The organism is Phenylobacterium sp. (genome assembly GCF_041691455.1).
Taxonomy (GTDB): Bacteria; Pseudomonadota; Alphaproteobacteria; order Caulobacterales; family Caulobacteraceae; genus Phenylobacterium.
Map to the genome: position 1 here is coordinate 133,434 of NZ_JBEPUO010000004.1, position 12,427 is coordinate 145,860.

Below are 12,427 nucleotides of genomic sequence, written 5' to 3' on the forward strand. Positions count from 1 at the left end.
CCAGACTGCGGCAGACGCCATGTGGCGTCGTCCCGGCCGGTCTATCTGGGGCCGCCGGAGCGCGCCCATGTGCCTGCATCAGCTAGGCTATGCCTCGGAATCTGCGCCTCGAAACAACTTCGGTCAATCAGAAGCGTGATCTGAGGCCGTGGAGATGTTCACAGCGTGTTCTTTTGGCCACCGCCGTCAATACTTCGGTCAGCATAGTCGTCGGCCCTACAACAGCTCCGCCAGCATGGCCGCGACCCGCGCCGCGCCATCGGACTCCACGGGGCTGGGGCCCCGCGGCGAGGCCAGTTCGGCGACCATCGCCGCGGCGATGTCGTCCGGATCGCTCTCGCCATAGATCATCCGCCGCCCGGCGCCGTAGCCCTCCAGCCGGTGCGCCACGTGGATGTTCTGTTCGAAGTGGTTCTGCAGCGGGAAATAGAGGAACGGCGTCCCGGCGGCGGTCAGCTCCATGCAGGTCGTCAGGCCGCCCTGGACGAGGGCCAGGTCGCAGGCCGCCAGATGCCGGTCGAGGTCGGGCACGAACGCCTTCACCGTCAGGCCAGGCTGGGCCGCGATCGCCGCCGGATCGATCCGCGGACCCGTCACCACCGTCATCGTCAGGTCCGGCATGCGTCGCCGCGCGATGGGGAAGGCCGCCAGGATGCGCCGGATCAGGGGCAGCCCCACGCCGGAGCCGCCGACCGTGACGATGCAGACCTTCTCGCCCGACCGGTAGCCGAGCTTTTCGCGAAGCTCGTCGCGCGGACCGAAGGTTTCCGGATGCTGGCCCATCACATAGCCGGAGAACTCGAAGTGCTTCGGCGTCCAGTCGCGCATGTCCGGCAGGTCGCGGCCGAAGCTCAGCGGCGCGATGTCCCGCGGGTTGCCGACGAAGATGGCGCGGTCGCGCAAGGCCGGGCAGCCCTCGACATGGCCGATCATCTCGGCGTTGTAGTCCGTCGTCAGCATCGCTTCGCGGGCCCCGCCGTCCGGCATCGGCGCCCAGCCCACGAAGTCGGTGAGCCAGGCCATCTGCGTCTTCTTGAAGTTCGGGTGCTCGTGCCAGAAGTGATCCACGTCCCAGGCCTCGTCGGCGATCACCAGGTCGAAAGTCTCGCTCTCGATCACCTCCTGGAAGACCATGAAGTTGCGGATCAGGATCTCATCCATGTTGCGCAGCGCCTGGAAGGCGTTGAGGTCGTGTTCGCCCGCCTCCTCTTCGATGTGCTGGGATTCGTTCGCCAGCAGCGCGCTCGCGCCGTGCACCCGCTCCTCGTTGATGGCCAGGAATCGCGTGACCGGGTCCTGCGCCAGCCAGTCCACCTGCAGGCCGGGGCGGCTGCGGCGCAGCTCCCGCGCGATCGCCAGGTCGCGGCGGGCGTGTCCAAGGCCGATGGGCGAGGACAGGTAGAGCGCGCGCTTGGCGCCGCCGGGCCGCGCGCGCCGGCGCGGCTCCCAGGTCCCGAGCTTCTCGGCCAGGAAGTCGCGCACCCGGGTGTTGACCTCGGCGGGGAAGCGCCCGTGCGGGCCGTGGCCGGCCTGCGGCATCACATGCAAGTCGCCGCCGGTCAGCTCCGCGATCTTCTCCGACATGGCGAGCGGCGCGATGGCGTCCCGGGCGCCATGGACCAGCAGGACCGGACAGGCGATGCGCCGGAACATCTCCTCGTCGATGAGGTAGCGGCTCTTCTGCCGCCATTCCAACGACATCCCCAGCATGTCGCCGTCGCCCTCGGCGGCCCAGGCGATGCAGTCCTCGATCTGCTTGCTCGAATGGCTCTCGTTGCAGATCTCGCCGATGAAGAAGGCGCAGAAGTCCGCGTAGTTGGCCTCGCTCGCGCGCCAGTAATCGGGGTTGAGCTTCTGCCAGCCCTCATGGGGCTCGCCCGGGTGCGGCGGGGGAACGCGCTGATAGCTGAAGGACGGCGCGATCTGCGGGGTGAACGCGCCGAATCCGATGAAGGCCTCGACGCGGTCCGGATGATAGGCGGCCAGCGCCGAACCTACCGAGACGCTGGTGGAGTAGCCAAGGATGATGGCCCGCTCGACGCCGGCCGCGTCCAGCACCGCCAGCGCGTCCCCCACCAGGGCCTCGAGATTGTAGCTTTCCCGGGTCGCCGGGCGGTCCGACCTGCCGTTGCCGCGCGGGTCGTAGGCGATCACCCGGAAACGGTCGCTGAAATAGGGGATCTGCGCCTTGTAGACGCGCGAATGCACCACCTGCCAGGTGGGCAGGAACAGCATGGTGTGTTCGCCGTCGCCGTAGATCTCGTAGTGGATCCGGACGCCGTCGCGGTCGACGAACCCTTCGGTGTGAGGCAGCTTTGCGCGCATGGGGGCCTCCGCTATCCGCGGCCGCTCTCAAGGATCTTGATCGCCGCGCCGACGCGCCGCAACGCCTGGCGGATCGGGATCTTTTCGGACTCGAGTTCGAGCAGCAGGGCCGCCTCGGCGCCGATGAAGGCCGCGCCCACGAGGGCGGCGATGTCGTCGGCGCTGAACGGCCCGAGCGAGCCGAACTGGGTTTCCGCCCGCCGTGCAACGGTGCTGAGGAGGTCGATCCAGCCGGTGACGCCGTCCTTCACCACCCGGGCTATGCCGGGGTCCGACCAGCCCGCCGCCCAGAGCTCCATCAGCACCCGCACATAGCCCGACGCCAGGTCGTCATCGAGGTAATTGCAGGCCAGTTCCCACTGGGCGGAGATCGGCATGGTCGGGTCCGCGTAGAGCGCCGTCTGGCGATCGAGCAACTGGGCGTTCTGGTGCTCGAAGACGGCGATGATCAGGCCCTGCTTGGATCCGAAGTGGTAGTGGATCTGGCTGAGCGGCACGTCCGCGGCCGAGGCGACGTCGCGCGTCGACAGGCCGGCGCAGCCCCGCTCGCGCAGTACGGATTTCGCGGCGTCCAGGATCGCGATCCGCGTCCTGTCGACACTCCGCAGGCTCACCGATGTCATGGAAGTCCCACCTGTTTTCACGCATCCGACAACGACGGACCTATGCGGCGAGGATCACTCGCCGGCCCGGATCTCGCCCACCTTAAAGCGCGCCCTTCCGCCGCCCAGACCGGGGATCAGCATCGGCGTGCGCCGCTTGTAGTCCCTATAGGTCCCGCCGAATTCGTCGATCAAGTCGCGCTCTTCCAGCTGGATCGCCACCAGGATGTAGACGGTGGTTCCGACCGCGAAGATCAGGTGCGCCACCGTCATGGTCGGCGCCGCCCAGAAGATGGTCAGCCAGCCCACATAGATCGGATGCCGCACGAGCTTGTAGAGCGCGGGCTCGTGGAACTGTGGCGCGCCGGTCGGCAGGCCCCGCAGCTGCCGCCAGACCTGGGCCAGCCCGAACAGGTCGAAGTGGTTGATCAGGAAGGTGGCGAGGAACAAGAGCGCCCAGCCGAAGACGTAGAGGCCGATGACGATCGCACGCGCCAGGCCCTGGGTCTCCCAGACCACCCCGCCGATCGGCCGCCAGGCGACGAACAGCGCGATCATCGCCAGCGAACTGATCAGCACATAGGCGCTGCGCTCGGCCGGGGCAGGGATGATCCGGGTCCACCAGCGCTTGAACGCCGGGCGCGCCATGCCGCTGTGTTGGATGGAGAAGACGACCAGCAGCGCAAGGTCGATGGCGAGCGCCTGGGCCAGCGACCCCTGCGGCGCGCCATCGAGGCTGGTCGGTGTCAGAAACCCGCCCAGGAAGCCCATGGCGTAGACAAAGACCGCGAGCGCCACGACGTAGCTGGCGACGCCAAATATGAAAACTGTCAAACGGCCCATGTCCGTTCCTCCTTCTCCGGGGTGGTTTGTGCGCGGCCCGCGCTCGGGCAAGTCGCTGTGGACGGCGTGATTAATTCGGTCGACCGACCGAGTCAATAACAGAGTTATGAAATTCTTCCGACCCACTCAGATCCGGGGTGCGACCGCGCGCGGCCTGAGTTCCACAGCCCTGTTGACTCGATTGTACAAAACACAACCATGAGCGGCGCTCAGGGGGAGGCGGTCTTGGACACCAACAAGCTATCGGGGCGCGAACTTCGCGATCTCGCGGTCCTCCTCGGCGTGGGCTTGCTGCTGGCGATCGCCGGCGTGGCGATCATCCAATTGGGCGGCTACCCAGCGGTCGGTGGGGTTTGTCTGCTCGTTGGCCTCGCCGCATTTGGAGCCGGAAGCGCGCTCGGATTCATCTTCGGCCTTCCAAGGGTCTTCAGCGACGACGCCCAGACCGCGAAAGCCATCTCGGCGGCGGCCGCCGCTCCGGCCGGCGCGGAACCGCGAACTGGCAAGCGGTACCTGAAGAGCAACGCCAACCTGGAGCGGATCTCCGACTGGCTGACCACGATGCTGGTCGGGGTGGCCCTGACTCAGCTCCTGAACATCGGCAAGGCGCTGGCCCAATTCCAGGATTTCCTGCGTGGCTTTTCCCATGCCTGCGGAGATCAGACGCCCTGCAACGCGGACGCTCTGGCGACCGCCGGACCGATTGTCTTGGTCATGGGCGCGGTCGCGGGCTTCCTGTTCATGTACCTCTACACCCGGCTTGTGCTCACCCAGGTCTTCAACAAGGTAGAGGGCGATCTCGAGAATGTGCTGACCGCGACCGGTTCGGACTCCGTCCGCGCCAACTTCAGCGGCAAGGGCGTCACGGGAGAGACTTCGGCGCCCCCGCTATCGGTGGAGGCCGCCTTGCAGCTGATGTTCGCCGCGCTCTACGAGCCGCCTCCGCGCGGCTACGAAAAGGCCTTGAACACCGGTGCGGTTCTGTCGAACACGGTCGCGACCCGCAGGGCGGACTACTGGTTCTACCTTGCCGCCGCCTTTGGCCAGAAGCTGAATGAGTTGCGGAAACGCAGACGCCGAAAGGACATCGAGGGGCTGGGTCAGGACGAGCAATCGGCGCTCGACAACGCGATTGACGCAGCCCAGCGCGCGGTTGCGATCGATCCGGCCTACAAGGCTCGTCTTCGCAATATCGCGAACCCCGACGGGCCAGACGATGATCTCACGCTCGTGGCGAGGGATCACGCGCGGTGGGAGGCGATCATCAAATGATCGCGATCAGGCGTAGCTCTGCAGCGGCCTGACCTCGAGGGTGTCTTCCACCGTCGCCACGATGGCCTGGGCGGCGGCGAGCGCCCCCGCGGCGGTCGTGTAATAGGGCGTCTTCATCATCAGGGCCGTGCGGCGCAGCTCGAAACTGTCGGCCAGGGACTGGCGGCCCTCGGTGGTGTTGAACACCAACTGCACCTCGCCGTTCTTCATGGCGTCGACGATGTGCGGGCGGCCCTCCAGCACCTTCTTCACGTGCTCGACCTTCAGGCCCTGGGCTTCGAGGTAGGTCGCCGTGCCGCCGGTGGCCAGCACCTTGAAGCCGAGGCCCAGCAGCAGCTTCACCGGCTCCAGCACCCACGGCTTGTCGGCGTCCTTCACCGAGACGAACACCGCGCCGGACTTGGGCAGCACGGTCCCGCCGCCGAGCTGGCTCTTGGCGAAGGCCCGAGCGAAGGCCGGTGCGAGCGTCTCGCCCGGCCGCACCCAGTCCAGGCCCATCACCTCGCCGGTGGAACGCATCTCCGGGCCCAGCACCGTGTCGACGCCCGGGAACCGCGCGAAGGGGAAGACCGCCTCCTTCACCGCGATGTGGTCGTAGGGCTTCTCGACCAGGTCGAATTCGGAGAGCTTGCGGCCGGCCATCAGCTTGGCGGCGATCGCCGCAACCGGCCGGCCGATGGTCTTGGCGACGAACGGCACGGTGCGGCTCGCCCGGGGGTTCACTTCCAGGACGAAGATCCGCGGCTCGTCGGAGTGCGGCTCCTCGATGGCGAACTGCACGTTCATCAGCCCGCGCACTTCCAGCGCCCGGGCCATGGCCTCGGTCTGGCGCTTCAGCTCGGCGATGGTCTCAGGCTTCAGCGAGAAGGGCGGCATCGAGCAGGCGCTATCGCCCGAGTGCACCCCGGCCTCCTCGATGTGCTCCATGACCCCGGCGACGAAGACCGCGCCGTCGGCGTCGCAGAGCGCGTCCACGTCCACCTCGGTGGCGCGGGAAAGGTACTGGTCGATGAGCACGGGCGAGTCGCCGCTCACCTTCACCGCATTGGTGATGTAGCGCTCCAGCTGCTCGTCATCGCGGACGATCTCCATGGCCCGGCCGCCCAGCACATAGGAGGGCCGGATCACCACCGGGTAACCGACCTGGTGGGCGCCGGCGAAGGCCTCGTCGCGGCTGCGGGCGATGGCGTTGATCGGCTGGGCGATCTTCAGGCGGTGCAGCAGCTGCTGGAACCGCTCGCGGTCTTCGGCGAGGTCGATGGCGTCCGGAGTGGTCCCGAGGATCGGGATGCCGGCGTCTTCGAGGGGCTTGGCGAGCTTCAGCGGCGTCTGGCCGCCGAACTGGACGATGACGCCCAGCAGCGTGCCGTTGGACTGCTCGACGTGGATCAGCTCGAGGACGTCTTCTGCCGTCAGCGGTTCGAAGTACAGGCGGTCCGAGGTGTCGTAGTCCGTCGAAACCGTCTCCGGGTTGCAGTTGACCATGATCGACTCCACGCCGATCTCGTCGAGGGCGAAGGCCGCGTGGCAGCAGCAGTAGTCGAACTCGATCCCCTGGCCGATCCGGTTCGGCCCGCCGCCCAGGATGATCGCCTTCTTGCGGTCGGAGGGATCGCTCTCGCAGTCGGGCGCCTGGCCGAGCGCGCCGCTCTCGTAGGTCGAGTACATGTAGGGCGTCTCGGCGCGGAACTCGCCGGCGCAGGTGTCGATGCGCTTGAAGACCGGCCGCACGCCCAGCGCGCGGCGCTCTTCGCGCACCCGGGCCTCGGTCGACCCGACAAGGTCCGCAAGCCGGGCGTCCGAGAAGCCCTGGGCCTTCAGCGCCCGGAAACCCTGCGCGGTCTTCGGCAGGCCCTCGAAGCGCACCCGCGCCTCCTCGGCGACCAGGGTCTGGATCTGCCGCAGGAACCACGGCTCGTAGGAACAGGCCGCGTGGATGTCCTCGACGGAGAGGCCGTGCCGGAAGGCCTGGGCGATCACCCGCAGGCGGTCCGGCGTCGGCTGGCCGAGCGCGCGCAGCACCGCGGCGTGGCCCATCTCCGGATCGGCGGCGTTCTCGATCTCCACCTCGTCGAGGCCACAGAGCCCGGTCTCAAGGCCTCGCAGGGCCTTCTGCAGGCTCTCGGCGAAGGTCCGGCCGATGGCCATCACCTCGCCGACCGACTTCATGGAGGTGGTGAGATAGGGCTCCGAGCCCGGATATTTCTCGAAGGCGAAGCGCGGGATCTTGGTGACCACATAGTCGATGGAGGGCTCGAACGAGGCGGGCGTCGCGCCGGTGATATCGTTCATCAGCTCGTCGAGGGTGTAGCCGACGGCCAGGCGGGCGGCGACCTTGGCGATCGGGAATCCTGTGGCCTTGGACGCCAGGGCCGAGGACCGCGAGACCCGCGGGTTCATCTCGATCACCACCATCCGGCCGTCGACCGGATTGACCGCGAACTGCACGTTGGAGCCGCCGGTCTCGACCCCGATCTCGCGCAGGACGGCGATCGAGGCCGCCCGCATACGCTGATATTCCTTGTCGGTCAGGGTCAGGGCCGGGGCGACGGTGATCGAGTCGCCGGTGTGCACGCCCATCGGGTCGATGTTCTCGATGGAGCAGACAATGATGCAGTTGTCCGCCTTGTCGCGGACGACCTCCATTTCGTACTCCTTCCAGCCGAGCACGCTCTCCTCAATCAGCACCTCGGTGGTCGGCGACAGGTCGAGGCCGCGTTCGACGATCTCGCGGAACTCCTCGACGTTGTAGGCGATGCCGCCGCCGGTGCCGGCCAGGGTGAAGGAGGGCCGCACGATCGCCGGCAGGCCCACGAACTCCAGGCCCTCAAGCGCCTCATCCAGGGTGTGCGCCGCCTTGGACTTCGGGCTCTCCAGGCCCAGGTGGTCCATGGCGTTGCGGAATTTCTGGCGGTCCTCAGCCTTGTCGATCACCTCGGCGCGGGCGCCGATCATCTCGACGCCGTACTTCTTCAGGACGCCTGAAGCGTCGAGGGCGAGGGCGGTATTCAGCGCCGTCTGGCCGCCCATGGTCGGAAGCAGGGCGTCGGGCCGTTCCTTGGCGATGATCTTCTCGACCATCTCGGGCGTGATCGGCTCGATGTAGGTGGCGTCGGCGACGTCCGGGTCGGTCATGATCGTCGCCGGGTTGGAGTTCACCAGCACGATCCGATAGCCCTCGGCCCGGAGCGCCTTGCAGGCCTGCACGCCGGAATAGTCGAACTCGCAGGCCTGACCGATCACGATCGGCCCCGCGCCGATAATCAGGATCGAGGAGATGTCGGTCCGCTTGGGCATTCGGTCTCGCGCGCAGGGGCTCGCACGCTTTCACGCGCCGCCCGGCCAAATCTGCAGGTTAAGGCGCCCGTTTAGAGACGGAGTCGGTGGGGCGCAACCCCGCGTCGCCACGCTCTAGGAGAAGAGCTCGCGATCGCGGATTTTGTAGGGGACCGCGTAGTCGTCCGCGAACCAGGGCAGCTCGCCGGGCGCCCTGGGCGGGAGCTTCAGAGTGAGCGGCTGGGCCTTGCCCTTGGCCTGCGCCTGCACGACCCGGAAATGGTAGTGGTCGAAGAGCCCCAGGGCCTCGACGGCGTAGGCGGTGACCACCCGCCGGTCGGCGATCATCAGCAGGTTCTCGCCGTTCGAAAGGTCGGCCACCTTGGAGAAATTGTACGAGCCCAGGTAGACCCTCGCGGTCGGCTTGTCGAAATCGATGACGATGAACTTGTGGTGCAGGCGGATGCCCTTGCCGCCGGTGGGCTCCGGCTTGAACGGCGGCGGCAGGTTCTTGGTCAGCGCCGAGGGATAGACCGCCGCCACATTGCCGTCCGGCTTCTGGACGTCGAGGCCGCTCACCTTGTGCTCGGACATGCCGTAGACGAACCGGTCGTTGCGGCCGGTGATCGCCTCGATCGCGTCGCGGATCGCACCCTTGGTCTGGTAGAGGAAGGCCAGCGAATAGAGCAGCGACGAGGTGGTGTTCTGCGAGATGTCGTCGGCGACGGTCTGCAGCAGTGCGTTGCTGGCCGCATGCGGCGAGAAGGCGACCTTGGCCGTAACGCCCGCCAGCCCAAGGTTGCGCCATTTGGCCGAGGCCGTGGCCCCGAAGGCGTTCACAGCGTCGCTGGCGAAATAGGCCGTGAAGGCGTCCTGGAAGGCGGCGACCGCCGTGGCCCCGGTCAGGGTCACGGCGTTGTTGGCCTGCACGAAGAAGCCGCGCCAGCTGAAGTTGGTCGAGCCGCAGATCGCCTGGTTCACCGTCCCACCGACCACGATGAACTTGTTGTGCTGCAGCGAGCCCATGTGCTGGCGCTTGACGTTGGCCGCGCCGGCCGAGGCGGCAAGCCGCTCGGCGGCGGCGTTTTCCGCCGAGCCGGCCTTGCCGTGGTCGCCGCTGTTGTCGACGATCGCCATCAGCCGGGGCCCGAGGCTGACGAGGCGGTCGACGATTTCGGGCTCGTTCAGGTCGTAGGCCACGGCCCGCACCTGCGCCGTCGGATCGGCGACGGCGGCGTCCAGCAGGGCGATGACCGAGCGCCGGGCCTCGAAGCCCATCCAGTCATAGGCCTCCTGGGCCTTGGGATGGGTGGGAACGAAGGTCAGTCCGGCCGCCGCCGTGGCCGGCAGCAGGGTCGCCATCTCGGCGTTGGTCTTGGCGTAGCGGTCGACGAAGGCCTGGGATGAGATGAGGCCGCGGGTGAAGGCCACATTCAACTCGCCCGCCACGGTCTCGCGCGCCAGCACGATCTGGGCGTGCTGGGCGACGCCGTAGCTGAGCACGCCGGCCGGGTTCATGAACACCGGCGTCACGCGGTAGGTGAAGGCGCCCGCCTTCTCGGCGTTCAGCGGGAAGTGCACCCAGCGGAATTTCTGGATCGGCGAGAGCTTGGACGAAAGCGTGTTGGGGTTGAGCTTGCCGTCGAGGCCCGGGAAGGCCAGCCGGTTGGAAACCGGCCAGTAGCGGTTGTCGCCCGGCTCGCAATATTCGATGGCGAAGCCCACGAAGTCGGCCGGCGGCTGCGGCCCGTCGCGCCAGTTCATGGCCAGCAGGCACATGCCCTCGCCGCGGTGGAGCTTCAGCGTGAAGGGGGCCTTCGCCACCTTGCCCGTGACCTGGAAGTCCGTCGCCGCCATGCGCCCGCCTCCATTGCACCTCTAGCGAGCAAATGGGCGCACACCTCATCCACGGCTGCAAGTCGCGGAACGACGGTTCGCGGGATGGAGCTGATATCGGCGCAAACAAAATGGGCCGGTGCGGACACCGGCCCATCCTGTGGCTTGGCGGGGTTGAACCCCGCGATTCTTGACCCTTAGGCCTGGAGCTGGCCGGCCGCGGACTTGCCGCTGCGCGGATCCTTCTCGAGCTCATAGGTGATCTTCTGGCCCTCGTTCAGGGAACGCAGGCCCGCACGCTCGACCGCGGAGATGTGCACGAACACGTCAGGACCGCCTTCATCGGGCTGGATGAAGCCGAAGCCCTTGGCGCCATTGAACCATTTTACGGTGCCGGTAGCCATGTAAGTTCTAGTCCTTCGATAGGTTATTGCCGACCGGCCCAAGCATTTGCGCCGACGATCGGAGTTCGAAAGCGGTCGGGAGGCAGGTCCGGCGCCCAATTGATCGGGCGGGGAAAGTCGGCCGAACCGTGACGAATTCGATGGCCGATACCGTGGAGGATTTCCAAACGGGAGGCAAGACAGGCGAAAAAATTGCAGAAAACTCGAAACCAATTGGCGGCTTGGCCATATAACTAGAGGTGAGACCGCGCTTATCGCGACGGCCAATTGTGGAGGGGTGTCCCATGAGCCTCATCGAAAAGATCCCGACGATGACCGACGCCGAAGTGGTCAATCTGCTGACCAACGCGCGTCGGCTTCACGAAACGGGCGATGAGCGCCAGCAGGCCGCCGCCGCCGAATTGCTGCCCGCGCTGGAGGCCGCCGCCACCGAGCGCAAGACCGAGCGCCTGGCGGCCGCCCAGGCCAAGCGCGCCGCGGCGCGCAAGCCGAAGAAGGTCGCCGCCTAGCCCGGCCTTGCCGCAGCGCAACTGAACGGGCAGCCTCCCCGTCAACGCCTCGCGAGACCTGAGCCCGCAATCTTGGCCGTCGCCACGCCAGAAGACCTCGCCGCCCTGATGACCCGCGTCGCCGCGGGCGAGCGCGCGGCCCTGCGACATCTCTACGAGGCGACCTCGTCGAAGCTTTTCGGCGTCTGCCTGCGTATCCTCTCCGACCGAGAGGAATCCGAGGACGTCTTGCAAGAGGTCTATGTCACCATCTGGCGCCGGGCCGACCGCTTCGACGCGTCTCGCGCGAGCGTCATGACCTGGGTTTCGACGATCGCCCGCAACCGCGCGATCGACCGGCTGCGGGCGCGCGGGCCCTTGGCCTACGCGGACCAGATCGAGGATCTGCAGATTCCTGACAGCGCACTCGGCGCGGAGGCCCTGCTGGCCGCCGCCGGCGAGGAGGGGCGGCTACGCAACTGCCTGTCGGAACTCGACGACCGCACCGAGAAGGTGATCCGCACCGCGTTCTTCGAGGGTGTCACCTATGAGGCGCTGGCGCGCCGGATGGATACGCCGCTCGGCACGGTCAAGAGCTGGGTCCGCCGCGGCCTCGCGCGCCTCAAGGGATGCCTCGAGCGATGAGCGAAGCGCCCGACCTCAGCGAAACCGAAGCCTTGGCGGCCGAGCATGCCCTGGGCGTGCTGACCGCCGGCGAGCGGCGGCTGGCCGAGGCCCGCATGGCCTCCGATCCCGGGTTCGCCGACCTGGTCGAGGCGTGGCGCGCTCGCCTCACGCCTCTGCTCGACGCCGCGCCGTCGATCGCCGCGCCGGAGGGCCTCTGGGCCCGGATCGAGCGGATGCTGAGCGCCAACGACAACGCGGTCGCCCAGCGCGCCCTGCGCTTCTGGCGCGGCGCCACGGCGGGGGCTTCCTTGCTCGCGGCGGCCAGCATCGCCACGGCGGTGTTCCTGGCCAGCCAGCCCCCGGTGGTTGTCCAGCCGCCCGCGCCGGGCCAGCTCCTGAACGCCAGCCTGGTCAGCCCGTCCGGGACTACGCCTGTGCCGCTGTTCGTCGCGGCTTACGATCCGGTCCGCAAGGCGCTGATCGTCACCTCCCTGGTGCAGCCGGGGACGGATCCGGTGCACGTCCATGAGCTCTGGGTGATCCCGGCCGACGGCAAGCCGCGGCCGCTGGGCTTCATCGAGCCCGGCAAGACCAAGGCCATGCCGATGCCGGCCAACCTGCTGCCGTCCCTGGCCGCGGGATCGCAGATCGCCGTCTCCGTCGAACCCCCCGGCGGCTCGCCGAAGGTCGACACGCCCAGCGGCCCCATCGCCGCGGTCGGCAAGCTCGCGCAGATCTAGCCGTCGGGATCTCG

General features: G+C 67.7%; 10 protein-coding genes. 4 read left to right on the forward strand and 6 right to left on the reverse strand.

Annotated features, from left to right (window positions below):
• Positions 1-216 precede the first annotated feature (216 nt).
• Genes ACESMY_RS08790 through mddA form a run of 3 tightly spaced genes read right to left on the reverse strand, consistent with a single transcriptional unit; the run spans position 217 to position 3,770 of the window.
• Positions 217-2,325: an alpha/beta fold hydrolase gene (locus ACESMY_RS08790; protein WP_372784189.1), complete on the reverse strand. Its 2,109-nt coding sequence runs from the start codon at positions 2,323-2,325 to the stop codon at positions 217-219.
• Positions 2,326-2,336: 11 nt separating this feature from the next.
• Positions 2,337-2,948, reverse strand: coding sequence for a TetR/AcrR family transcriptional regulator (locus tag ACESMY_RS08795; protein WP_372784190.1), 612 nt, complete (start codon positions 2,946-2,948; stop codon positions 2,337-2,339).
• Between the two features lie 54 nt (positions 2,949-3,002).
• The gene (gene mddA, locus ACESMY_RS08800) at positions 3,003-3,770 is read right to left on the reverse strand and encodes a methanethiol S-methyltransferase (protein WP_372784191.1); all 768 of its coding nucleotides are present in this window, start codon (positions 3,768-3,770) and stop codon (positions 3,003-3,005) included.
• Positions 3,771-3,995: 225 nt separating this feature from the next.
• On the opposite strand from mddA, the gene ACESMY_RS08805 reads away from it, so the two are divergent.
• Positions 3,996-5,042 (forward strand): hypothetical protein, encoded by a 1,047-nt coding sequence (locus ACESMY_RS08805; RefSeq protein ID WP_372784192.1) that lies wholly within the window; start codon positions 3,996-3,998, stop codon positions 5,040-5,042.
• Between the two features lie 6 nt (positions 5,043-5,048).
• Here the strand turns inward: ACESMY_RS08805 and carB are convergent, their stop codons facing one another.
• The 3 genes from carB to ACESMY_RS08820 all read right to left on the reverse strand — a co-directional run bounded on the left by carB (position 5,049) and on the right by ACESMY_RS08820 (position 10,558).
• Positions 5,049-8,339, reverse strand: coding sequence for a carbamoyl-phosphate synthase large subunit (carB, locus tag ACESMY_RS08810; RefSeq protein WP_372784193.1), 3,291 nt, complete (start codon positions 8,337-8,339; stop codon positions 5,049-5,051).
• Between the two features lie 114 nt (positions 8,340-8,453).
• Positions 8,454-10,175: a phospholipase D-like domain-containing protein gene (locus ACESMY_RS08815; RefSeq protein WP_372784194.1), complete on the reverse strand. Its 1,722-nt coding sequence runs from the start codon at positions 10,173-10,175 to the stop codon at positions 8,454-8,456.
• Between the two features lie 176 nt (positions 10,176-10,351).
• Positions 10,352-10,558: a cold-shock protein gene (locus ACESMY_RS08820; RefSeq protein WP_299540401.1), complete on the reverse strand. Its 207-nt coding sequence runs from the start codon at positions 10,556-10,558 to the stop codon at positions 10,352-10,354.
• Positions 10,559-10,842: 284 nt separating this feature from the next.
• On the opposite strand from ACESMY_RS08820, the gene ACESMY_RS08825 reads away from it, so the two are divergent.
• The 3 genes from ACESMY_RS08825 to ACESMY_RS08835 all read left to right on the forward strand — a co-directional run bounded on the left by ACESMY_RS08825 (position 10,843) and on the right by ACESMY_RS08835 (position 12,413).
• Entirely contained in the window at positions 10,843-11,067 is a 225-nt protein-coding gene (locus tag ACESMY_RS08825) for a hypothetical protein (RefSeq protein WP_372784195.1), read from the forward strand.
• A 72-nt stretch (positions 11,068-11,139) separates the two neighbouring features.
• Complete coding sequence (locus ACESMY_RS08830) at positions 11,140-11,691, forward strand: sigma-70 family RNA polymerase sigma factor (protein ID WP_372784196.1); 552 nt, start codon at positions 11,140-11,142, stop codon at positions 11,689-11,691.
• Positions 11,688-12,413, forward strand: a complete 726-nt coding sequence (locus tag ACESMY_RS08835; RefSeq protein WP_372784197.1) for an anti-sigma factor domain-containing protein — start codon at positions 11,688-11,690, stop codon at positions 12,411-12,413. Before ACESMY_RS08830 ends, ACESMY_RS08835 begins: the two co-directional genes overlap by 4 nt.
• Positions 12,414-12,427 lie beyond the last annotated feature (14 nt).